Genomic DNA, 21,860 nt, shown 5'->3' on the forward strand with positions numbered 1-21,860 from the left:
CTCGTCCCCACGCGCTGCCTCGGCTGCCGAGACCCCGGTCCGGTGCCGTTCTGCCCGGACTGTGCCGACGAGCTCGACCCGGACGGCACCATCCATCCCCTCGGCGACGGCATCGCCACCGTCGGGGCGTTCGCCTACGCCCACCCCCTCTCGACGGCCATCAAGGCGACCAAGTCCGGCGGCCTGCGGCAGGCAGCCGACGCGCTTGCCCGGCTGCTCGCCGTCCCTGCCGATGTGCCGGTCACCTGGGTCCCCGCCCCGCGGTCGCGTCGGCGCCGGCGCGGGATCGACCTGCCCGAACGGCTGGCCGGGCCCAACGCCGTCCGGCTACTGGAGCGGGTCGGCCGCCCCGTCGAGCAGCCCGACCTCGACGCGCGTCAGCGCCTGGAGGCCCAGGTCGACACCTTCCGCACGACCCGGCGGCTGCACGGCCCGGTTGTCCTGGTCGACGACGTCCGTGCAACGGGGGCGACCCTGCTCGCCGCGGCCAGCACCCTGCGCGGCGCCGGCGCCGACAGGGTGCTGGGGGTCACGCTGGCTGCTGCTGGTGGTCCACCGTCAGCGGGCCGTCGGCCTCGGCGGACGGCAGGGCGTCGGGGTCCAGGCTCGACAGCAGCGTCGGGACCGACGTCGTCACGACCCCACGGTTGAACAGCAGGGCGCTCTTGATCTGCAGCACGGTCTGGTTGTGCAGCGACCGTTGCCACCACCGGGGCAGCACGAACTCGCTCATCACGACGGTCACCACGGTGTGCTGTCCATCGGGTGAGAACTCCCCGACGTAGTCCTGCACCGTGTCGATCAGTGACCGGTAGGGGCTGTCGACCAGGTCCAGGGGCACCTTCAGGCCGGCCTTCTTCCAGTCGCCCAGGATCTCGCGGGACCGGCGGCTGCCCACGTTGACCGACAGGGCCTGCACCGAGTTGGCCTGCAGCGACTCGGCGTAGGCGATCGCCCGCAACGTTGCGCGGTGCACGCGGTTGACCAGCACGACCACGTGGTGCTGGACGGGTTCGGTCACCTGGTAGGGACCCGGTCCGCCGATGGGGGAGACGACGTTGGTGACGACGAGGCGGCCGTTGGCGACCAGCGCGGCCTTCGCCCGCTGGGCCACCCGGTGCCGGCGGGCCACGTCGATCCAGGTGTTGGATCGCGTCTCGGGCACCACCGCCATGGTGAACGCCTCGGGATGCTGTCCGGCCCGCTCGAGGGCGATGTCGCGCTGGGTCATCGCCGGGGTCCGACGCAGGCCCGGGACGTACTCGTTGACCTCCAGCCCCGGGGCGAGCTGACGCCACCGCTCACGCACGTTCTCGCGCTTGCGGCCCGACGGGACCAGCACACCGGTGATGTGGGCCGCCCCGATGCCGTAGGCGTAGGCAACCGACGCCGCCGTGGCCGCGTCGACCCGGTCCTCGAGCACGATGACGCGAACCGGTCGCTGTGGCTGGGGATGCAGGCCCATGCCGACGACCGCGGCCTCGTAGGCGTCGTAGTGACGGCGGACACCGATCATGGCCAGCACCACTCCCGGGCCCAGCACCAGCACGATCCAGGCACCGACGGTGAACTTGGTGACCACGACCACGAGCAGGACCGCGCCCGTCGCCAGGGCCCCGACCATGTTCAGGGTGGCCGAGGCCCGCCATCCCGGCTCGCGTTCCCGCAGCCAGTGGCGGACCATGCCCAGCTGCGACAACGAGAACGCGGTGAAGACCCCGACGATGTACAGCGCCACGAGCACGGTCACCCGCGCGCCGGCGAAGGCGATCAGCAGGGCAGCGGCCAACGACAGGGCGATGATGCCGTTGGAGAAGACCAACCGGTCACCGCGCGCCGACAGCTGACGGGGCAGGAACCGGTCGTCGGCCAGCCGCGAGGCGAGGCGGGGGAAGTCGGCGTAGGCCGTGTTGGCGGCAAGGAACAGGATGGCGGCCGTTGCGACCTGGACGCCGAAGAACCCGACGCTGCTGGGGCCGAACACCGCGCCGGCGATCTGGGAGGTGACGGTCCGCTCGAGCCCGGCGAAGGCCACGACCCCCTCGATGCTGGTCGCGAGGTAGGCGATGCCCAGCACCATCGGCACGGCCAGGAGGCCGATCAGCCCGAGGGTGATGCCGGCGTTGCGCGAGGCCGGGGCACGGAACGCCTGCACCCCGTTGGACACCGCCTCCACACCCGTCAGCGACGTGGCGCTCGTCGCGAAGGCGCGCAGGACCAGCCACACCGTCAGGCCGGTCACCGCCGCCGGGACCTCCGGCTGGTCGAAGGGCACCGACGGACACCCCGACGTGGAGCACTGCACGACCCCCCGCAGGATCATCGCGCCCATGATCGACACGAAGGCGTAGACCGGTACGGCCACGATGATGCTGGCCTCGCGCACGCCACGGAGGTTGGTCACGGTGATGACACCGAGGAACGTCAGGGCGACCAGCAAACGGGCGGGGCTGAGCTCCGGGAACGCCGACACGATGGCGGCGGTGCCGGCCGAGACCGACACGGCGACGGTCAGGGTGTAGTCCACGAGCAACGCGGCGGCCGCGACGAGCCCGGGCCGGCGGCCGAGGTTGTGGGTCGCGACGACATAGGCGCCGCCGCCGTCGGGGTAGGCCCGAACGGTCTGGCGGTAGCCGAAGATGACGATGATCATCAGCACGGCCACCGCGGCGGCCAGCGGTCCGGCGACCGTCAACGCGCCAGCGCCGGCCAGGGCCAGGACGACCATGGTCTCCTCGGTGGCGTACGCCGCGGAGGAGAGGGTGTCGCTGGCGAACGTCGGCAGGCCGAGCCAGGGCGGCAGGACCTGTCCGGTCAGCTCCCCGCTGGCACGGGGGTCACCGATCACCCGGCGCTTCAGCGAGGAGTAGATACCCATGGCGATCGTGGACTGTACGGCTTCGGGCCCTGTACGTCCGGGTGGGCAGAGCCGCCGCTGCTGGCCTGCTGGCGCTATCGTCTCCCCCCGGGCCGTGACCCGTCGGGTCGACCGACGTCATCGCACGGGCCCACCCACCCCCCGGCACGCAGAGGAGCCCCGCCAGTGCACGTGATCCTGATCGGCTGCGGCCGTGTGGGCTCGAGCCTCGCGGGCGAGCTGGACGCGGCGGGCCACGACGTCGTGGTCGTCGACGAGGACCCCAAGGCGTTCAGGCGGCTGCCGGCCAGCTTCCGCGGCACCACCGTGCAGGGCCTCGCCTTCGACCGCGGGACGCTGCTGAAGGCGGGGGTCGACCACGCCGACGCCTTCGTGACCGTCACCAGCGGCGACAACTCCAACATCGTCGCGGCCCGCATCGCCCGGGAGCGGTTCGGCGTGCAGACGGTCGTGGCGAGGATCTACGACCCCGACCGGGCCACGATCTACGAACGGCACGGCATCACGACCATCGCCAGCGCCCGGTGGACGACCGACGCGATCCTGGGGCACCTCCGCGAGGGGGTGCTGCAGCACGAGACGGCCATCGGTCCGGGAGAGGGTGACGTGGTGGTGCTGGCCCACGACCTGCCGGCCGAGGGTGGCCCGTGGGAGGTCGAGCGCTTCCAGCGGCAGGGCAAGTGGTTGCTCGCCGCCGTCACCCGGGTCGGACAGACCTCCATCCCGGTTCCGCGCCAGCTGCTGCAGGCCGGCGAGCGCATCCACCTGGCCGTCCAGCGCGCCGTACTGGAGGAGGCCGAGGCGTTCCTGGCCACGGTGTCGGAGGAGACCCATTCGTGAAGGTGACAGCATGAAGGGGACCGCATGAAGGTCGTCATCGCAGGCGCAGGCGGCATCGGTCGGTACCTGGCCGCAGAGCTGCGCGACCGTGGCCACGACCTGACGATCGTGGAGAAGCGCGACGAGGCCGTCGCCCGCGTCGGCGATGGCATCCGCATCGTCCACGGCGACGCCTGTGCCCCGGCGGTGCTGGAAGCCGCGGAGGTGCGCAGCGCCGACGTCGTAGTGGCCGTGACCGGTGACGACGAGGACAACCTGGTCGTCAGCTTGCTGTCCAAGGAGGAGTTCGGCGTGCCACGCGTGCTGGCACGGGTGAACTACCCGGCCAACGAGTGGCTGTTCGACGCCTCGTGGGGTGTGGACCTTGCCGTCTCGCCACCCCACCTGCTGACCGCGCTGGTCGAGGAGGAGGTGCTGACCGGTGACCTGATCAGCCTGCTCAAGCTCGGACGCGGCGAGATCGAGCTGCTGGAGGTCAGGCTGGACGAGAAGTCCGCCGCAACCGGTCAGCGCGTCGACGGCCTGCCGTTGCCACCGGACAGCGCCATCGTCGCGATCGTCCGCGGCAACCGGGTGCTGCCGGCCCGTGGGACGACCGCGCTGACGGAGGGGGACGAGGTGCTGGCGCTGGTGCCGGTGATGCGTGTGGAGGAGATGCGCGAGGCGCTCATCGGCGGGCGCTGACGCCCTTGTCCGTCCGAGCGGCGCGTTCCTTCTCGCGTTCCTTCTCTGCGCAGGCGTAGGGGTCGCGGACGACGCACCACGTGGGGTTGCGCATCAGCTTCTGTCCGCCGTCCAGGCTGACAGTCCCCTCCACCCGAAGCCCGCGGCCGAGCTCGAGCCCGTTCAGGGGATCGCTGCCCGTCCACACCACGCGGAGCCGGCCGGTGCCGTCGTCGATGACGGCCTCCATGGACTCGTCGGGCACGAGCCGCAGGCGCTGGATCACCCCGAGCGCCGTGGCGTGCTGACGTGGCACCAGCGCGTTGATGCGGGTGCAGCCCTCGAACAGGGTGCACCAGGCATCGAGCTGGTCGGTGGCGAGGTGATCGCTGGTCGAGCGGACGGCGAAGGGTGGCATGGGGGCCTCCATCGGCTGGCGTTCGGCTCGTCGTCGGCGGCGAGTCGGCCTGCATCCTGTGATGCACGCGAGGTATCGGGAGGGTGAACTGCCCCTTGCGCGGGACAGTCGATGCCTCCACCATATCGGGTGCGACCAACAGGAGGTGAGGCTTGATCCGCCAGACAGCTGGAGCCAAGCCTGCCCCGCACCCTGCACGCCCCGCGACGCCGCCATCGGCGCCCGGGGCGTTCGTGGTTTTGTAGGTCGCAGGACCGAGCAGTAGGCACCCACCAAGGAGGCGCATGTGGACATCACTCTGCGAGCACGGAACTGCGAGATCTCGGAACGGGTCAAGGAGGAAGCACGGCGCAAGGTAGAACACGCCACCCGCTTCTTCGACCGCATCGTCGACCTCGAGGTGAGCTTTGCGGAGGAGCACAATCCACGGATACCCAACCCGGCGAGTGTGGAGATCACCGCACGGTCGAAGAAGCACACCGTCCGCGCCCTCGGCGAGGGGCAGGACCACCACGAGGCGATCGACCAGGCCATCGCCCGGTTCGAGCGCCAGCTGCGTCGCTACAAGACCCGGCTGATCGACCGTGGCCGCCGTGGCCGCGACGATGCGCGCACCACCGGTGAGCTGCCCAAGGTGCACCGGCGCAGCAGCAACGGCCAGGTCGAACACGATGACCCCTCACCCAACATCGTCAAGCGCAAGGAGTTCGAGCTGACGGCGATGTTCCCCGACGACGCAGTCCTGCAGCTCGAGCTGCTCGGCCACGACTTCTACCTGTTCACCAACGCCGGAACGGGCGCACCGAATGTGGTCTACCGACGCGGTGACGGTGACATCGGCCTGATCGAGGCGACCAGCGCTGACCAGTCCGCGGCCATGGCGGCGGCGGGCTAACGACTCCTTTGTGACGGGGTAGTCTGTAGTCCGAACGGGTGGGGTCGACGTCTGGTTACATGAGTAGTCACCAGGGCATCGACGGCCCCACCCCCACGCGAACTACGGGAGCATCGAATGAGCGAGACGCCGGCCGACTCCATCAAGGTCATCGTCGCCGACGACCACGCGCTCTTCCGTCGGGGACTGTTCATGGTCCTCGAGTCCGAGGACGACATCGACGTCGTGGCCGAGGCCAGCGACGGTGACGAGGTCATCGCCCTCGCCGAGGAGCACATTCCCGACCTGGTGCTGATGGACGTCCGGATGCCCGGCATCACGGGGATCGAGGCGACCAAGTCGATCAAGGACAAGGTCCCCTCGACGAAGATCCTGATGCTGACGATCTCCGATGAGGAAGAGGACCTCTACGACGCGATCAAGGCAGGCGCGTCGGGGTACCTCCTCAAGGAGATCTCCATCGACGAGGTCGCCGACGCCATTCGCAGCGTCCACGCCGGTCAGTCCCTGATCTCGCCCTCCATGGCCTCCAAGCTGCTCAACGAGTTCGCGGCGATGGCCAAGAAGGACGAGGAGAAGCAGCAGATGCCGGCCCCCCGGCTGACCGACCGCGAGATGGAGGTCCTGACGCTCGTCGCCAAGGGGATGAACAACCGCGACATCGCCAAGGAGCTGTTCATCTCCGAGAACACGGTGAAGAACCACGTGCGCAACATCCTGGAGAAGCTGCACCTCCACTCGCGCATGGAAGCCGTCGTCTACGCCGTCCGCGAGAAGCTCCTCGAAATTAAGTAGGCGTTCCCGCCGGTTCGAGGGTGGGGAAGGGGTGGATGGGGGCGTCGATCTCCTCCATCCGCGAGACATAGGCCTGGTAGGCGCGTCGTGCCTCGCCGTGGGTTCCGACGCTGGAGAGGATCTCGACGAGCGCCAGGTGGGCGTCCTCGGCCCAGGCGTCCCGCTCCAGGACCCGGCGCCAGCAACGGGCGGCTTCGGGCGCGTCACCGAGCGACCACGCGATCCCCGCCAGGGCCCGGGCCACGTCAGCGGCCAGCGCGCGGGCACGATCGCGCAGCTCCGTCGCCCACGGCTCGTAGGGATGTTCCTCGAGGAAGTCCCCGGTGTAGGCCGCGTCGGCACGTCGCAGCCGATCGCTGCCGTCGCCGCCGCTCCGCACGGCATCGAGTCCGCTCCTGGCATCGTCGACGAACCGCCACACGTCGACATCCAGCCCGTGCGGGTCCAGGTGGAGGCTGCCCCGGTCGGCGACGATCGCCTCGCGGGCCGGCCCCAGCGCCCGGCGGAGCTTGGACAGCTCGACCGACAGCCGTGGGCCCAGCCGTGAGGGATCGCCGTCGGGCCACAAAGCGCACGCCACCTCCTCACGGGGGACCGGCCGGCCCCGACGGGCGACGAGCCGAGCCAGCAGCAGGCGTGACTTGCGGGACCCCCAGGTCTCGTGCGGCACCGGCGCCCCGTCGACCTCGAGGGTCAGCCCACCCAGCAGCCGTAGCCGAACGGCTCCAGGACCTGTGTCGTTGGCCTCCTCGGCGCACCAGGCGCGGATGCGTTCGGCAACGCCTGTTGCGCCCATCTCCACGAGCCGCGTCTCCGCTGCGGCCGCTGCGGGGCTGCCGACGTCCGCCGCGAGCATGGCCGTCGCGGCCACGCCGACCGGGCAGCCCAGCCCGGCCCAGATCGCCCGTGCCGCCGAGACATGTCGTGCGCCGGCGGTGCGCTCGGCCGCTGCCAGCACGTGCAACGCCTCGGCCTCGTTGACCCGGTCGCGGCGATGGCGCGCGTCGGCCAGGGCCTGCAGGGCCAGGCGGGTGGCGTGTTCCCGCTCGTGGCGGTGCAGGGCCACGGAGGCCTGCGCGATCAACGCCTCCGCCCTCGCCAACCCACCGGAGACCGCAACCGCTTCGGCCGCCAGCGCCGCGGCCGCCGTCGGGTCGTCGATGGCGAGGACGACTGCCCGAGCCGCCAGCGCGGGCGCGAGGACCTGCTGGTCGTCGGTGCGCCTGGCGATCTCGATCGCCCGGCCGAGGGCCGACAGGGCACCCGGTCGGTCGCCGCGGTCGCCGGCCAGCAACCCTCGCCGGAGCAACGGGTAGACGACCATGTCGGTGCCGACCTCGGTGCAGATCCGTTCGGCCTCGGTGACGTCGGCGGCCGCCTCCTCCATGCGGCCGAGGCGGTGGTGGACCTCGGCGCGGTTGGACAGGGCCATGCTGCGCATCGTGCGCTCGCCGGCGAGGCCGGACAGGTGGATCGCCTTCTCCAGCTCGCCGAGCGCCGCGTCGAACGCCCCCTCCTCACAGAAATGGGAGGCCCGGTTGGTGTGGATGCGGATCAGCTGCAGCGCATCGCCTGCCCGTTCGGCGGCTGCCAGCGCAGCCCGGTAGTGGGCGTCGTTGGCGGCCCGGTCGCCGTCGGCGGCAGCCACCATGGCCAGCGCGGTGCGTGCCGCGGCCTCTGCGCCGGGCTCCCCGCTCGCGATGGCGTCCCGCAACGCGTCGGTCGCCAGCTGACGGGCCCGCGGCAGGTCCCCGCGGAGCCAGCAGGCCGCCGCACCCCATGCCTGCGCCAACGCGGTGTCCCCAAGGCTGTCGCCCGTGGCATCAACCTCGGCGCCGGGAAAGCCGTCCTCGTAGGCGGCCATGGCCTCGTCCAGCTCGCCCCTCAGGTAGTGGATCAACCCGACCCGCCAGGCAAGCTTGGGGCGGATGCCCGGCTCGGCACCCTGCGATGCACGGAGGTAGGCGGCCAACGATCCGGCCCAGTCGCCACGCACCTGGTTGGCGTCGCCCTCCAGGATGTGCAGCAGGCTGGTGCGTCCCTCGGGAGGTACCGCCGCGCAGGCATCGGCGACCACGTCGACCTGACCGCTGCGCAGCAGCTGGGCCCCGTCGGCCTCCAGCATGGCGACCAGCAGGTCGTGGTCGTCGGCGCGGACGAGGCAGGTCAGCGCCGGGGCCGGCTGGTCATGGGCCTCGAACCACTCGGCGGCGGCGCGCAGGCGACGGGAACGGGTGGCTGGTGATTCGCCTGCCGAGGCGGCGACGACGTCCACCACCAGGTCCGACAGGCGATGACCGCTCCCGCTGACGGGCGTCAGGAAGACCCCATGGCGCTGCAGCTCCGCCATGCCGGACGCCGCGTCCTCCACGCCCAGGTGCGCCAGCATCGGGTCGTCGACCCACGGCAGGTCGACGGCGGCGTGGAGGACCGCCCGCGCGGCCGGTGACCGGCGCTGGAGGGCCCGGTCGACCAGCGGCTGGACCTCTGCCGGCAGCGACGGGTCGTCCGCCTCGGCGGCCAGCCTGACCCCGAGGGCCCACCCGCCCGTTGCATCGAGGATCTGCGGCGCCCGGCCGGGATCGGCGTCGAGGGCTTCCAGCAGCGCCTCGACGGCGGGCAGGTCGAAGGCCAGCTCGTCGCCGGTCAGCTCCAGCCCGCACATCCCGGCGAGTTCTCGCGGCAGCGACGAGCCCGCAGCGACGACGACGTGGAGCGTGGGCGGTGCCTGGCGCACCAGCGAGGCCAGCAGGTGCCCCACACCGGGCACGTCGGCCACCGGATCGAGCTCGTCGACGACGATGACCAGCTCGGTGTCGCCGATGGCGTCGACGAGGTCGCCGGCCATGGCGGTGCCCCGCCGGGTCGGGGACTCCGGTTCGGGTGCAGCGCTGCGCCACGACGCCGACAGGTCGGGGAGGTCGACGACACGGGCAAGGGCCTCGACGAGGCCCGAGGCAGCGTTCGCCCACGAGCTGGTCGGCTGCGGATGCCACACGGCGGCCCTGACCCCGGAGTACCAGGCTCGCAGGACGGTGCTCTTGCCGGAGCCCGGACCGGCGACGATCGCGGTCAGGCGATGCTCCAGGGCGCGGTCCAGCCGTGCGGTCAAGGAGGGTCTGGCCAGCAAGAGGGCATCCACGTTCCGAAAGGATAGTGAAAGCCTCGTTCCTATCGTGCACCGCAGTGGCGCCACCCCGGTGGTGCACACGCTGCATGAGGGGGCGAGCCCACCTCGGATGGGAACCGGCTGAGGGACCGGTCCCGGGTCGTCACACCCCCCGGACGACACGAGGTGGGCTCGCCAGCAGGGGGATGTCCGACCGCGCGATCGGCCGAAGGAGCAGACGGGGATACGCTGGGAGCCGGACCCCACGTTCTGACGGGGTTCGACGCGCGCCCATCGGCGTGTGCGCGTGACGAAACGGTGGTCGCGAGGACGCAGATCCCAGGCGGCCGGGAGAGTGACGGATGCTGGATCGACTGCTGCGGATGGGCGAGGGCAAGCGGCTCAAGCAGCTCTGGAAGATGGTTGAGCAGGTCAACGCGCTCGAGGACGACATCAAGAAGATGTCCGACGGCGAGCTCGCGGCCCAGACCGACGTCTTCAAGAAGCGGCTGGCCGACGGGGAGACGCTCGACGACATCCTCTTCGATGCCTATGCCACGGTCCGCGAGGCCGCCTGGCGTGTCCTCGGCCAGCGTCCGTTCGACGTGCAGGTCCTCGGTGGGATCGTCATCCACCAGGGCGAGATCGCCGAGATGCGCACCGGTGAGGGCAAGACCCTGACCTCCACCGCGCCCGTCTACCTCAACGCCCTGTCCGGCAAGGGCGTTCACGTCGTCACCGTCAACCCCTACCTGGCGTCCCGTGACGCCGAGTGGATGGGGCAGGTCTACTCCTTCCTCGGCATCAGCACCGGGTACGTCTATCCCCAGCAGCCGAAGGCGTCGAAGAAGGCGGCCTACGACTGCGACGTCACCTACGGCACCAACAACGAGCTCGGCTTCGACTACCTGCGTGACCACATGGTCCTGCAGCCCGACCAGCTCGTGCAGCGCGGCCACAACTTCGCCATCGTCGACGAGATCGACTCCATCCTCGTCGACGAGGCCCGGACGCCCCTCATCATCTCCGGCCCGGCTGACGCAAGCTCCCAGTGGTACGAGGTGTTCGCCAAGCGCATCGCCCCGAAGCTGAAGCGCGACGAGCACTACGAGGTCGACGAGGCCAAGCGCACCATCGCGGTCTCCGAGGAGGGCGTGGAGAAGGTCGAGGAGCTGCTCGGCGTCGGCAACCTCTACGAGAACGCCAACACCCCGCTCATCCACCACCTGCAGAACGCGATCCGGGCCAAGGAGCTGTTCCGCCGGGACGACGAGTACATCGTCGACGGTGGCGAGGTCCTGATCGTGGACGAGAACACCGGCCGCACCCTGCACGGTCGCCGGTACTCCGAGGGCCTGCACCAGGCCATCGAGGCCAAGGAAGGGGTGAAGATCCAGCAGGAGAACCAGACGCTGGCCACCATCACCCTGCAGAACTACTTCCGCACCTACGACAAGCTCGCCGGGATGACCGGTACGGCCAAGACCGAGGAGAAGGAGTTCGCCGAGATCTACGAGATGGGTGTCGTGGTCGTGCCGACCAACCGGCCCATCCAGCGGCTCGACCAGGCCGACCAGATCTACAAGACCCTCGACGCCAAGCTCAACGCGGTGGTCAAGGACCTCAAGGCCCGGCAGGAGAAGGGCCAGCCGGTCCTCGTCGGTACCGCCAGCGTCGAGCGGTCCGAGGAGCTGCACAAGCGCCTCAAGGTCGCCGGCGTCCAGTGCGAGGTCCTGAACGCCAAGAACCACTTCCGCGAAGCCGACATCGTCGCGCAGGCCGGCCGCATCGGCGCGGTCACGGTCGCCACGAACATGGCCGGTCGTGGTGTCGACATCCAGCTCGGTGGCAACCCGGAGGCGCTGGCCACCAAGGTCGCCAAGCGAGAGGCCGGGGCCGAACCGGTCACCGACCTCGAGACCGGTGAGGTCGAGCCCGAGGGCGTCTGGCGCGAGCGGTACCAAGCGGAGTACGACAAGGCCCTCGCGGCCTTCCAGGTCGAGTGCGCCGAGGAGAAGAAGAAGGTCCTCGAGCTGGGCGGCCTGTACGTGCTCGGTACCGAGCGGCACGACTCCCGACGGATCGACAACCAGCTGCGCGGTCGGTCCGGACGTCAGGGCGACCCGGGCGAGTCCCGGTTCTACCTGTCGCTCGAGGACGACCTGATGCGGCTGTTCAACGCCTCCGCGGTCGAGTCGATCATGAACCGGCTGAACATGCCCGAGGACCTGCCCATCGAGGCGAACATGGTCACCAAGGCCGTCGCCCGGGCGCAGGCGCAGGTCGAGTCGCGCAACTACGAGATCCGCAAGAACGTCCTCAAGTACGACGACGTCATGAACGCGCAGCGCAAGATCATCTACCGCGAGCGCGACACCGTCCTCCATGGCGAGGACAGCCAGGTCGAGGAGATCGCCGAGCAGTTCGTCGAGGACGCCGTCGACAACCTGGCCGTCCAGTTCGCCCCGCAGGGCGTGTTCCCGGAGGAATGGGACGTCGAGCAGCTCGAGGAGCGGGTCCGCAAGCTCTTCGGGGTCGACGAGTTCTCCATCGACGCCACGGAGTTCGACGGCAAGGAAGCCCACTTCGACCTTCGCCAGAGCCTCGAGGAGACCGCCATGGAGCGGTACGAGGCCCGCGAGGAGGAGATCGGCGAGCTCGCGATGCGGCAGGTCGAGCGCCGCGTGATCCTGTCGGTCGTCGACCGCGTCTGGCGCGAGCACCTCTACGAGATGGACCACCTGCGCGACGGCATCGGCCTGCGCGCGGTCGGGCAGCGCGACCCGCTGGTGGAGTACCAGCGCGAGGCCTACAACGCCTTCGCCGACATCCAGGCGCGCATCAAGGAGGAGTCGGTCGGCTACATCTTCAACCTGCCGGTCCGCAAGGAGGGCGAGGCCCCGGCCGAGGCGCAGGCCAAGCCGGCGTCCCCGCGTCCGCGCATCTCCCGCCCGTCCCTGGACGGCGCCGCGAACCGACCGATGGATGCGCAGTTCAGCTACTCCTCGGCCAAGTCCGGCGACGCCGCCCCCAAGGGGTCGGGAGCGTCCTACTCCGTCGCCGGCGGCGGCACCGGTGCTGCCGCCCCCGGGTCGGCCAAGGAGAACGCCGCGGCCGCGGCCCAGCAGGCCGGCACGATCCGCAACGACGACAAGACCGGCCGCAACGACCCCTGCCCCTGCGGGGCGGGCCAGAAGTACAAGAAGTGCCACGGGGCCTGATGCGCCCCTCCGGGGCGGGCCTGATGCGCCCCTTCGGGGCGGGCCTGATGGCCTCTCGACGCTGACGTGTTCGCTTCCATCCCCTCACCGTCCACCAACGCCCTGCACCTGGGCCCGCTGCAGCTGACCTTCTACGGGTTGGCGATCGCGATCGGGGTCACGATCGCGTGGCGCATGACCGTGCGACGCATGGCGCGTCGGGGCGCGGACACCGAGGTCATCGAGCGGATGCTGATCAGGGCGATCCTGCTCGGCTTCCTCGGGGCCCGCGCCGCGTACGTGTCCACCCATCTCTCGCGGTTCGAGGACGAACCGTGGAAGGTCATCGCGATCTGGGAGGGTGGCCTGGCCCTCTTCGGCGGCCTGACCGTCGGCACGCTGGTGCTGGTGGTGCTGAGCCGCCGGTGGGGGGTGCGGCTGCCCGACCTGCTGGACGCCGTGGCACCCGCCGTGCCGGTCGCCCAGGCGTTCGGGCGCTGGGGCAACTACTTCAACCAGGAGCTGTTCGGCACGCCGACGACCCTTCCGTGGGGGCTGGAGATCTCGCCGGGCCGGCGGCCGGCGGCCTACCCCGACGCCGAGACGTTCCATCCGACGTTCCTGTACGAATCCCTCTGGAACCTCGGGCTCGCGGCCGTGATCCTCTGGCTGGAGCGTCGCCATCCCTCGTTGCGCGGTCGGCTGATCGGCGTGTACCTGATCGGGTACGGGACCATCCGGTTCCTGCTCGAGCTGATCCGTACCGACACGACCTTCAGGCTGCTGGGGTTGAGCCGCAACGGGTGGGTCTCGATCGTCGTCGTGATCGTCGGCGCGGGGATCCTCCTGTGGCGCCGGGCCGCGGCGGACCCCGACGACCGTGCGACCGAATCCGGGGAGCTCGACCCCTCGCCTTCGGACGCCTGACAGTTCGTCCGAAGTGGGGGTGGCAGGCAGGAACGGCGGTTCGTGTCGCGAACAGGCCAACCATGACTCGTCTGATGTTGATCCTGTCCGCGTTGTCCCTGCTGCTCGTCGGGGTCATCGCCCCAGCTGGCGCCCAGGGCAGCGACACCTCCAGCACCTGGTTCACCGATGCCGAGGGCGACGCCACCGCCTTCGTCGTCGAGGGGCTGCCGCTTCCGTCCCAAGCGTCGCTCGATCTCGTCGAGGGGACGGTCGACTTCGACCACGCCACCAAGGAGCTGGTCTTCGAGGTGGGTGTGCTCGACCTGACTGGTTCCCCAGCCGTGGGCGCTGCCGGCAACACCTACTACGTCAACTTCTCCGTCGCCAACGGCATCTTCGGCGGCAGCGGCCGCTTCTTCGCGTCGGGCACCCAGCACGTCGTCGATGCGGACCGCTTCACGCTGGGATCCTTCGACGAGAACGGGCTGCGGTCCACCGTCGGGCCGATCAGCGGCAGCTTCGACGCCGACACCGATGTCGTCACCCTGCGCGTGCCGGCCAGCATGATCGCCAGTGAGGGTGTGCCGCTCGAGGCGGGCAGCACCGTCGGCTCCGACGGGCTCCTGGCCCAGCGCTACCTCGGCTCCAGCCTGACCGGTGGCGCCACGCCCACCGCTGACCTCGCCGACGGCGGCAGCAGCTACACCGTCCCCCACCCCGACGCCGATGGTGACGGCTTCCGCGCCGACGTCGACTGCGACGACGACGACCCCAGCGTCAACCCGGGCGCCGACGAGGTGGCCGGCGACGGCATCGACAACAACTGCGACGGCCAGGTCGACGAGTAGGTCTCCTCAGCGTCGGGCGGCGGTGACCAGCCGCTCGGCGGCGAAGACCAGCCGTGGGGCGTCCTGCCCCACGGCTCGGGCCCACTCGCTGGCGCCCGTCACGACGGGATCCTCGAACCCTGCCTCGGTCACCAGCGCCGTGATGTCCCAGTCGTCGTAGGAGGATCGCAGGGGCTCGCCGAGCGCCTCGAACACCAGGCGAGCCCCGCCCTCCACGAACGCACCGGCGAGCCCGCCGCCGCCGATCGGGTGGGCAAAGGTCGTCACCAGCCGGCTGCCGGGGGCCGACAGCTCGGCCAGCCCCGTGGCGGTCGACCGCACGGCCGAGTCGTCCAGGTAGGGCACGACGGCCTCCCACACCCACAGCGTGGGCCGCTGTCGGTCCCACGACGTCGGGGCCAGGGCCAGCAGCAGCGAGTCCTCGGCCAGGTCCGCGGCGACGAACTGCACGTCGGCGAGCGGGGTCAGGTCGGCCATGGCTGCCCGCTTGCGTCGCTGGGTTGCCGGGCGGTCGACCTCCACCACGCTTGCTCCCCGGAGGGCCTCCAGCCGCCACGCGCGCGAGTCGTATCCGGCGCCGACCACGACGACCTGCCTGATCCCGGCGAGCACGGCCCGCTCGACCTCGGCGTCGACCGCCGTCATCCGCAACGCGGCATGCACGTTCAGCCCGCCGAGCCCGACGGCCACGGCCGCCCGTCCGCCGGGAAGCGTCGCAGCGGCTCGCAGGCCGCGAACTGCGGGACGCGCCAGACGGGGGAGCGCCCGCTCGGCCAGCCCGTCGTGCAGATCGCCGCGCCCCACGGCACGGCCCAACGCCACGGCACGGGCGGTCCACGAGGCTCGGGTGCGGTGGTGCGACGTCACGGCGGCGAACCCTAGCCACTCGGCCGCCCGGTGGCCGCCGGACATGCCATGATCAGCCGAGTGGACCACCTGCAGATGATCGAGGACGAATCCGCCGCCTTCCTCGAGGCGGTCCTGTCCGGCAGCCTCGATGTGCCCGTCCCACCCTGCCCGGGCTGGACGATGACCGACCTGCTGGGGCACCTGGGCGTCGTGCAGTGGTTCCACGGCAGCCACCTGGACCGTGGGGTGACCGACCCGCCTCCCGGTCCGCGGCCGACCCCGCCGGCTGACGGGCTGGCCGACTGGTTTCGCGAGGGCACCGCCGTCCTGCTCGACACCCTCCGTCGCCTGCCACCGGACGCCCTGGCCTTCACCTTCGACCCCCCCAACGACACCGTGTCGTTCTGGCACCGTCGGATGGCCCACGAGGCCGCCATCCACCGTTGGGATGCCCAGCTGGCCCGCAACCGGGCCGTCGGGTTCCAGGTCGACCAGGCGCACGACGGCATCGCGGAGTACCTGTCGGTGTTCCTGCCGCGGTCACGCGCCGACGATGCGCCGGAGGGGACGGTCGTCCTGACCTCGGAGGAGGGCGCCACGCAGTCGACCTCCCACGGCGACCCCGACGCTGCTCGGGCGACCGTCGTTGGTTCGGCCGACGAGCTCTGGCTGGCGGTGTGGGGACGTCAATCGCTGGTCGACCTCGACGTCGAGGGCGACCTCGACCTGGTCCGCTCGATCGTCAACCGCTGAGCCGCAGGGTCACCAGCCCCAGGTGCGGACGGGATTGCGTGCCCGCCCGTCGAGACACTCCTGCATCCGGCGACGCATCATCGGGTCGACCATCGCCTCGGCCCGTGCGCGCGTGACCCAGCGGACCTCGGTCACCTCGTGGGTGTGCACGGGGGACGGGTCGGGAGTCGGCGCCGCCGGACGGGCGGCGTAGAAGAACTGCACGCGGTCGGGGTGGTCGTGGGCGAACACCCCGAGCAGCTCGTCGAGCACGACGCGCACACCGCCTTCCTCCCACGCCTCGCGGACGGCTGCGTCCGCCGGACTCTCCGCGGCGTCCACGAGCCCTCCCGGCAACGTCCACATCCGCCGGAAGTCGTCGAAGACCACCAGGACACGACCGGCCTCGTCGGTGCAGATCACCGACGCCGCCGTGATCTTCCGGGCGATCGAGCCGAAGAACGTCCGGCTGCGGTCCGCCATGCTGCCCGGGCTGCGTCCGACGGCCAGGACGACCTCCCCGGCCTCCAGCAGGCCCGGGGTGCGGTCCACCGGCAGGTCCTCCAGTCCGGCCCAGGGGCGACCGGCAAGGCGTGCGGCCGCCCCGGGCGCGGCCAGCAGCTCGACGTCGATGCCACGTTCCCGCAGGAGGTGGTCCGCCGCCGCAGCGGCGAGCGCAGGTTGCCCGTCGCCGACCCCGGCCAGCTCCGCAGGGACTGCCGACGGCGCCGCGACGGCGATGATCCCCCCTGGCCGCGTGGCGCGGACCGCGTCGGCCAGCAGCGTCGGGCCCCGGTCGCCATTGGCAGGGACTTCGCCGGCCAGAAGCAGGATCGCCCCGACGCTGTCGTCGGCCAGCGCGGCCGGTTCCTCGATGCGCACCTCCCACCCGGCGGCAGCGAGCGCCGTCGCGACCGCCGTGTCGGGGGTGGCCACGACCTCACCGGTCGACAGGAGCGGAGTGATCAGCGGGAGGAGGGCAGCAGGCTCCATGGCGCGCCACGATAGGTCGCCCGCAGGTCCCCGACCTCATGCCGCGTCGGGCATCGCCGGCCGGCGTGGCCGTTGCCATCCGGCGGGCAGCTGCCATGTTCGTGGCTGGTCCTCCGGGCGGGGGGCGCGGTGCCAAGCGATCTGGGGCAGCGTCGGGTGTTCCGGGGGAAGGTCGGGCATCGGGTCCTCGCCGGGTCGTGCCAGGTCCACGACCAGCCAGCCCGTCCGGTCGCGCATCAGTGAGACGATGAGCGCGGTGGTCCGCTCGGGGCGGGCCAGCAGCACCACGGCTTCGCACCGATCGCCGCGTGTCTGCACCAGCACCTTCTGGACGCGCGCGAAACCCCCACCGATGCCGCCCCTGGGGACACGACGGAGCGTGGTCTGCAGCTCGGGTGCGAGCATCGGTCGCAGGTGTCGCGCCGGACGCACGCCCGCCTCGACCTCGATCAGCAGGCTGGCGAACGCGGTCACGAGCTGCAGCGGCGTGCGGGGGCGCGTCACCTCGAACCGCCGAGCACACGCAGGGTCCCGTCGTCGTGCAGCCAGAGCAGCGCACCGATCCGTTGCACCCCTGCCGGGTCGACGCCGTCCACGACGACGACCCACACACCGGTCAGGTCGGCGTGGGCATCGCTGGCGTGCACCACCACGTCGGTCCAGCCGTCCATCACGAGCGCGTCCTCGACCTCGGCTACCCGTTGTCGCAGCACCGGCGGTTCGATCGGCTCCGGGGGGTCGTATGGGATGGCCGCCCCCACGGCCCACGGGGCCGTCAGCGCTGCCCCGTCGGCGCCGACCGGCACCGCAAAGCGGCCTGCTTCGGCGCGGTCGAACACGCCGTCCCGACCGCGCAGCCAGACGGCGTCGAGCACGACCAGCGTCACGTCCTCGTGCAGCGGTACTCGGTCGACGGGGACGGCCCACTCCAGGTACCGATCGGTCCCGTCAGTTGTTTCCGTCACCGCCGTCCGGAGGGCCACGATGGCACCGAAGTCGCGTTCGCCCTCGTGGACGTGCCCCGCGGCGTCGCCTCCTGTGGCATTCCCCGCGGCTGCGTCGTCGGCGGGGCCGATGGGCTCAACGGCCTCGGCGGGCTGGATGGTCCCGGCGGTCCCGACGGGCTCGGTCGGCGCGGATCCTGCCGCCATCGCGGTGTCCATCACGGAAGGGGATTCGTCCGCATCGTCGGTCCCGCTTCCGCGCCCGAACGCCACCGCCATGACGAGCAGCCACAGCAGCAGCGCCCCGCCCGCGATGGGAACCCACCGCCGGCCCCGATCGTCCCGCCCGCTGCCGAGGTCGTCGGTGCGGGGCGGCGCCGCACCCCATGGTGCCCGGGCCCGGCCGTCATCGTCCGGGCCTCTCGAATCCTGGCCTCCCGATTCCTCGTCTCCGGTTCCCAGCCACGCATCCAGCTCGTCGACGTCCATCACCACTCCCGTACGTGTTCGTAGGTGTACGAGAACGGTATAGCCCAGTTGAAGACTGTTTGACAAGACTTAACACGACATTGTGTGTGCGTCGAATCGTGAAGGGTGGTTTCCCCGTACACTTCGACGGAGATGGCCACGACCCCGCAGCAGGACTCCAGCAGCCCCGTTCGGCAGCAGCTGACCGACGACGAACGTCGAGAGATCTTCGTCAGGGATGCCATGCCGTATGTCGACCAGCTCTTCGGGGCCGCGATGCGGTACACCCGGAACCGGACAGACGCCGAGGACCTGGTGCAGGAGGCGATGGCGAAGGCCTACTCCTCCTTCCACCAGTTCCGGCCGGGCACGAACCTGCGCGCGTGGCTCTACCGCGTGCTGTCCACGACCTACATCAACTCCTACCGCAAGAAGCAGCGACGTCCCCAGGAGGTCTCCGCCGACGGCGTGAAGGACAACCTCGAGGACTCCGGCGACTTCTCGCTGTTCGACCGGCTCGAGGGCGGGACGACCCCCAGCGCCGAGTTCGAGGTCATGCAGCAGCTTCCCGCGCAGGCGGTGAAGGACGCCCTCGACGGCCTTCCCGAGCAGTTCCGGACGGCGGTCTACCTGGCTGATGTCGAGGGTTTCAGCTACGCCGAGATCGCCGAGATCATGGACACGCCCATCGGGACCGTCATGAGTCGGCTGCATCGCGGAAGAAGTGGGCTGCAGAAGGCGTTGTACGACCACGCGGTTCGCCACGGGATCATTTCCCCGGACGATCTCACCCCTGACGAACCGACCGACGACGAGGAGAGGATCAGCTGATGGGTGACCGCTGCACCGAGTTCCTCGACCAGCTCCAGGAGTTCCTGGACGACGAATGTGCCCCCGACACGCGGGCAAAGGTCGAGGCCCACATGTTGGACTGCCCCCCGTGTGGGCATCGTGCCGACTTCGAGGAGCGACTGAAGGCCATCGTGGCCACGTCCTGCCGGGACGCCGCACCCCCCGGCCTCATCGACAACGTCATGGCGAAGCTGGAGCTGCGCTAACCGTCCACCCCGGACACGAGCAGGTCGTCGAGGGCTGTCTGCCACCCGAACGCCCAGCTCGAGCCGGGGACCACCGACGAGACCACGTTGGAGCTCTCGCGCAGCTTGTGCATCGTCTCGCTGAGGTCCGCGGCGCTGGAGACCCCTGCGCGGGCGGCCATGTCCAGCGCGGCGATCCCCGCGCGGACCAGTGGCTCGGGGACAACCCGGGGTTCGCTGCCCCGTCGCGACAGTGGTCCCGCTGCGAGTCGCTCGTGGAGCATCCGTACGAGGGCCAGCAGCGTTGGGGTGTCGGGATAGACCGCATGCACGATCCTCGGTGGCGCTGGCTCCTCGAGCGTCCGGGCCAGGAGGCCGACGAGGTCGGGCAGGTAGATGCCGGCCTTCAGCGTGTCCTCCCGCCCCGGGATCGCGAACCGTCCGACCCGGGCTGCCGCCACCATCCGGCCGAAGTTCCCGCGGTTGTCCCGGCCGAACACGTAGCCGGGCCGGACGACGGTGACCTCCAGCTCGGCCTCGCGGGCAGCTCGGAGGACCGCCCGTTCGGCCAGCAGCTTGGACCGGCCGTAGGCGGTGGTCGGCCGTGGTGGCGCCGACTCGTCCAGCGGCAGCTCCGAGGGTCCGAGCACGGCGATGGAGCTGATCAGGACGAACCGTCCAACACCGGTGCGGACCGCATGGTCGACGACCTCGGTCGTGCCGCCGGCGTTGACGTCGTGGAGCTCGACGTCGGTCGGTGACCCGCCTCCGGCCAGGCCGGCGACGTGCACCACCGCGTCGACCACCGGGAGGTCGGGCGGCAGGTGCCGGACGTCGCCCGCCAGCCAGCGGCCGGGGCCGGGGACCGGGTCGAGGTTGATGACCTCGGCACCTCGCCGCAGCAGCTCCGCCACCAGCGACCGTCCGATGAACCCGGAGCCGCCGGTCACGAGGACCGTGGAGGGCGTCACGGGCGTGGCCGACGCGATGTCGATCAGCGGTTGGTCCACGCCGGGGCGCGCTTCTCCAGGAACGCCATGATTCCCTCCTTGGCGTCGTCGGTGCGCACGTGCACCGACAGCATGCCCGCCAGATAGGGGAGCGCGTCCTCGCGGCGCATGGTCCGGGAGGTACCGAAGGACTCCTTGCCCAACGACAGCACGACGGGCGACAGGGCCGCGAGCTGGTCGGTGAACGCGTCGACCGCAGCGTCCAGCTCGGCGGCAGGGACGACCCGGTTGACCAGCTTCAGCTCGAGGGCCTCTGCAGCGGTCAACCGTGTGCCGGTCAGCATGAGCTCCATCGCCTTCTTCGGGCCGACGTGGTCGGCGATCACGGTGGAGATCATGTGTGGCCACAGGCCGACCTTGACCTCCGTCGCCCCGAACGTGGCCGTGTCGGCGGCGATCAGGACGTCGCAGGCCAGCGCAAGGCCGAACCCGCCTGCCAGCGCGTGCCCGTTGACCCGCCCGATCACCGGTCGACGGAGGCGTCGGAACCCCTCCAGGACCTCCGCGAACAGGGCCCGTCCCCGGTGGATGGCGGTCTCGCCGGCCCCGAGGTCCAGCCCGCCGAGGTCGCCGCCGGCGCAGAAGGCCCGGTCGCCGGCTCCGGTCAGGACCACGGCGACGATGTCGTCTGCGGCCTCTGCCTGCCGGATGGCGTCGAGCAACGCCACGGTCACGTCGACGTTGATGGCGTTTCGGGCATCGGGGCGGTTGATCGTCACGCGCAGCAGGGGGCCGTCGCGTTCGACCAGTACGAGGTCGGGCTCCATGCGTGGAATCCTCTCATGCCGGTGTGGACAGGGCCGCATCGCGCCACGGCGACACGTCCGCACCCGGACGTTCGTCGTGGTCTGCGGCCGACCCGCCAACCGCTAGTCTTGCGACCCGTGAACCGCCGCAGCCCCGAAGGCAAGCCCGACAAGGGCAGCAGCTCCTCTCGACCGCGTTCCGACTCCGGCAAGTCCCGGGGCGGGGGACGCAACCCGGAGGAGGCCGAAGCGCTGCGCCTGCGCAACAAGCTGGCGTCGGTGCTGCAGCGCCTGCCCGACATCGAGCGCAAGGTGCTCGAGGCGCGCATGGGCCTCGTCGACGGCACCCCGATGAAGCCGGGTGAGGTCGCTGACCGCCTGGGCATCACGATCCACGAGGTCAAGAAGATCGAGACCCGTGCCTTCGAGCGGATCCGCGAGATCGGGCCCCTCAAGGGCCTGGAGCGGTTCCTCGGCAAGTAACGGGTTCTCCGCGCGCCAGCGCTTCGGCGATACCGTGGCGCGC

20 protein-coding genes are annotated in these 21,860 nt (G+C 70.9%); 11 read left to right on the top strand and 9 right to left on the bottom strand.

Translation table 11 applies throughout. The features are described from left to right. Positions 1 to 529: 529 nt before the first annotated feature. Complete coding sequence (locus DVS28_RS04905) at positions 530 to 2,878, bottom strand: APC family permease (protein WP_114590467.1); 2,349 nt, start codon at positions 2,876 to 2,878, stop codon at positions 530 to 532. Between the two features lie 165 nt (positions 2,879 to 3,043). Here DVS28_RS04905 and DVS28_RS28150 point away from each other — a divergent pair, with 165 nt between their 5' ends. After that, entirely contained in the window at positions 3,044 to 3,718 is a 675-nt protein-coding gene (locus DVS28_RS28150) for a potassium channel family protein (RefSeq protein WP_164709938.1), read from the top strand. 24 nt (positions 3,719 to 3,742) lie between these two features. After that, entirely contained in the window at positions 3,743 to 4,402 is a 660-nt protein-coding gene (locus DVS28_RS04915) for a potassium channel family protein (protein WP_114590469.1), read from the top strand. On the opposite strand, the gene DVS28_RS04920 is transcribed toward DVS28_RS04915, so the two are convergent. Then, entirely contained in the window at positions 4,386 to 4,799 is a 414-nt protein-coding gene (locus DVS28_RS04920) for an OB-fold nucleic acid binding domain-containing protein (protein ID WP_164709939.1), read from the bottom strand. The genes DVS28_RS04915 and DVS28_RS04920 overlap by 17 nt on opposite strands. Before the next feature lie 286 nt (positions 4,800 to 5,085). Between DVS28_RS04920 and hpf the strand changes: the two genes are divergently transcribed. Beyond that, on the top strand, positions 5,086 to 5,694 hold the full coding sequence (hpf, locus tag DVS28_RS04925) for a ribosome hibernation-promoting factor, HPF/YfiA family (RefSeq protein ID WP_114590471.1): 609 nt from the start codon (positions 5,086 to 5,088) through the stop codon (positions 5,692 to 5,694). Between the two features lie 117 nt (positions 5,695 to 5,811). Continuing rightward, the gene (locus DVS28_RS04930) at positions 5,812 to 6,489 is read left to right on the top strand and encodes a response regulator (protein ID WP_108664097.1); all 678 of its coding nucleotides are present in this window, start codon (positions 5,812 to 5,814) and stop codon (positions 6,487 to 6,489) included. On the opposite strand, the gene DVS28_RS04935 is transcribed toward DVS28_RS04930, so the two are convergent. Further along, a complete protein-coding gene (locus DVS28_RS04935; RefSeq protein WP_114590472.1) occupies positions 6,482 to 9,631 on the bottom strand; it encodes a BTAD domain-containing putative transcriptional regulator in 3,150 nt (1,049 codons plus the stop codon). The genes DVS28_RS04930 and DVS28_RS04935 overlap by 8 nt on opposite strands. A gap of 329 nt (positions 9,632 to 9,960) precedes the next feature. On the opposite strand from DVS28_RS04935, the gene secA reads away from it, so the two are divergent. From secA to DVS28_RS29115, 3 genes are all read left to right on the top strand, one after another. Beyond that, positions 9,961 to 12,819 carry a preprotein translocase subunit SecA gene (gene secA / locus DVS28_RS29460; protein ID WP_114590473.1) on the top strand — a complete coding sequence of 953 codons (2,859 nt, stop codon included), beginning with the start codon at positions 9,961 to 9,963 and terminating at the stop codon, positions 12,817 to 12,819. A gap of 66 nt (positions 12,820 to 12,885) precedes the next feature. Beyond that, a complete protein-coding gene (gene lgt, locus DVS28_RS04945) occupies positions 12,886 to 13,725 on the top strand; it encodes a prolipoprotein diacylglyceryl transferase (protein WP_114590474.1) in 840 nt (279 codons plus the stop codon). 74 nt (positions 13,726 to 13,799) lie between these two features. After that, positions 13,800 to 14,555 carry a putative metal-binding motif-containing protein gene (locus DVS28_RS29115; protein WP_216826400.1) on the top strand — a complete coding sequence of 252 codons (756 nt, stop codon included), beginning with the start codon at positions 13,800 to 13,802 and terminating at the stop codon, positions 14,553 to 14,555. Between the two features lie 6 nt (positions 14,556 to 14,561). On the opposite strand, the gene DVS28_RS04955 is transcribed toward DVS28_RS29115, so the two are convergent. Then, a complete protein-coding gene (locus tag DVS28_RS04955) occupies positions 14,562 to 15,422 on the bottom strand; it encodes a class I SAM-dependent methyltransferase (protein ID WP_164709940.1) in 861 nt (286 codons plus the stop codon). 48 nt (positions 15,423 to 15,470) lie between these two features. On the opposite strand from DVS28_RS04955, the gene DVS28_RS04960 reads away from it, so the two are divergent. Then, positions 15,471 to 16,157 (top strand): maleylpyruvate isomerase family mycothiol-dependent enzyme, encoded by a 687-nt coding sequence (locus DVS28_RS04960; protein ID WP_114590476.1) that lies wholly within the window; start codon positions 15,471 to 15,473, stop codon positions 16,155 to 16,157. Positions 16,158 to 16,166: 9 nt separating this feature from the next. Here DVS28_RS04960 and DVS28_RS04965 read toward each other — a convergent pair whose 3' ends face one another. Genes DVS28_RS04965 through DVS28_RS04975 form a run of 3 tightly spaced genes read right to left on the bottom strand, consistent with a single transcriptional unit; the run spans position 16,167 to position 18,562 of the window. Further along, a complete protein-coding gene (locus DVS28_RS04965) occupies positions 16,167 to 17,129 on the bottom strand; it encodes an NUDIX hydrolase (protein ID WP_114590477.1) in 963 nt (320 codons plus the stop codon). Positions 17,130 to 17,165: 36 nt separating this feature from the next. Beyond that, positions 17,166 to 17,633, bottom strand: coding sequence for an Rv3235 family protein (locus DVS28_RS04970; protein ID WP_114590478.1), 468 nt, complete (start codon positions 17,631 to 17,633; stop codon positions 17,166 to 17,168). Continuing rightward, the gene (locus DVS28_RS04975; RefSeq protein WP_114590479.1) at positions 17,630 to 18,562 is read right to left on the bottom strand and encodes a hypothetical protein; all 933 of its coding nucleotides are present in this window, start codon (positions 18,560 to 18,562) and stop codon (positions 17,630 to 17,632) included. The genes DVS28_RS04970 and DVS28_RS04975 overlap by 4 nt, the downstream gene beginning before the upstream one ends. A gap of 132 nt (positions 18,563 to 18,694) precedes the next feature. Between DVS28_RS04975 and DVS28_RS04980 the strand changes: the two genes are divergently transcribed. Together DVS28_RS04980 and rsrA are read left to right on the top strand one after the other, a co-directional pair. Further along, complete coding sequence (locus DVS28_RS04980; protein WP_114590480.1) at positions 18,695 to 19,372, top strand: sigma-70 family RNA polymerase sigma factor; 678 nt, start codon at positions 18,695 to 18,697, stop codon at positions 19,370 to 19,372. Then, on the top strand, positions 19,372 to 19,599 hold the full coding sequence (gene rsrA, locus DVS28_RS04985) for a mycothiol system anti-sigma-R factor (RefSeq protein ID WP_114590481.1): 228 nt from the start codon (positions 19,372 to 19,374) through the stop codon (positions 19,597 to 19,599). Before DVS28_RS04980 ends, rsrA begins: the two co-directional genes overlap by 1 nt. Here rsrA and DVS28_RS04990 read toward each other — a convergent pair. Then, positions 19,596 to 20,588: an NAD-dependent epimerase/dehydratase family protein gene (locus DVS28_RS04990; RefSeq protein WP_114590482.1), complete on the bottom strand. Its 993-nt coding sequence runs from the start codon at positions 20,586 to 20,588 to the stop codon at positions 19,596 to 19,598. The two genes, rsrA and DVS28_RS04990, sit on opposite strands and share 4 nt — an antisense overlap. Continuing rightward, on the bottom strand, positions 20,573 to 21,355 hold the full coding sequence (locus DVS28_RS04995; RefSeq protein WP_114590483.1) for an enoyl-CoA hydratase/isomerase family protein: 783 nt from the start codon (positions 21,353 to 21,355) through the stop codon (positions 20,573 to 20,575). The genes DVS28_RS04990 and DVS28_RS04995 overlap by 16 nt, the downstream gene beginning before the upstream one ends. A 117-nt stretch (positions 21,356 to 21,472) precedes the next feature. Here DVS28_RS04995 and DVS28_RS05000 point away from each other — a divergent pair, with 117 nt between their 5' ends. Then, positions 21,473 to 21,817: a sigma factor-like helix-turn-helix DNA-binding protein gene (locus DVS28_RS05000; RefSeq protein ID WP_164709941.1), complete on the top strand. Its 345-nt coding sequence runs from the start codon at positions 21,473 to 21,475 to the stop codon at positions 21,815 to 21,817. Positions 21,818 to 21,860: the final 43 nt, after the last annotated feature.

It is taken from the genome of Euzebya pacifica (genome assembly GCF_003344865.1).
Lineage (GTDB): Bacteria > Actinomycetota > Nitriliruptoria > Euzebyales > Euzebyaceae > Euzebya > Euzebya pacifica.

Bases quoted from the DNA above. Each gene is read 5' to 3' on its own strand.
- DVS28_RS04915 (WP_114590469.1), top strand. From the start codon at position 3,743: ATGAAGGTCGTCATCGCAGGCGCAGGCGGCATCGGTCGGTACCTGGCC.
- DVS28_RS04960 (WP_114590476.1), top strand. From the start codon at position 15,471: ATGATCAGCCGAGTGGACCACCTGCAGATGATCGAGGACGAATCCGCC.
- DVS28_RS04980 (WP_114590480.1), top strand. From the start codon at position 18,695: ATGGCCACGACCCCGCAGCAGGACTCCAGCAGCCCCGTTCGGCAGCAG.
- DVS28_RS04920 (WP_164709939.1), bottom strand. From the start codon at position 4,799: ATGCCACCCTTCGCCGTCCGCTCGACCAGCGATCACCTCGCCACCGAC.
- DVS28_RS29115 (WP_216826400.1), top strand. From the start codon at position 13,800: ATGTTGATCCTGTCCGCGTTGTCCCTGCTGCTCGTCGGGGTCATCGCC.
- rsrA (WP_114590481.1), top strand. From the start codon at position 19,372: ATGGGTGACCGCTGCACCGAGTTCCTCGACCAGCTCCAGGAGTTCCTG.
- secA (WP_114590473.1), top strand. From the start codon at position 9,961: ATGCTGGATCGACTGCTGCGGATGGGCGAGGGCAAGCGGCTCAAGCAG.
- DVS28_RS04995 (WP_114590483.1), bottom strand. From the start codon at position 21,355: ATGGAGCCCGACCTCGTACTGGTCGAACGCGACGGCCCCCTGCTGCGC.
- DVS28_RS04930 (WP_108664097.1), top strand. From the start codon at position 5,812: ATGAGCGAGACGCCGGCCGACTCCATCAAGGTCATCGTCGCCGACGAC.
- DVS28_RS04905 (WP_114590467.1), bottom strand. From the start codon at position 2,878: ATGGGTATCTACTCCTCGCTGAAGCGCCGGGTGATCGGTGACCCCCGT.
- DVS28_RS04965 (WP_114590477.1), bottom strand. From the start codon at position 17,129: ATGGAGCCTGCTGCCCTCCTCCCGCTGATCACTCCGCTCCTGTCGACC.
- DVS28_RS04975 (WP_114590479.1), bottom strand. From the start codon at position 18,562: ATGGACGTCGACGAGCTGGATGCGTGGCTGGGAACCGGAGACGAGGAA.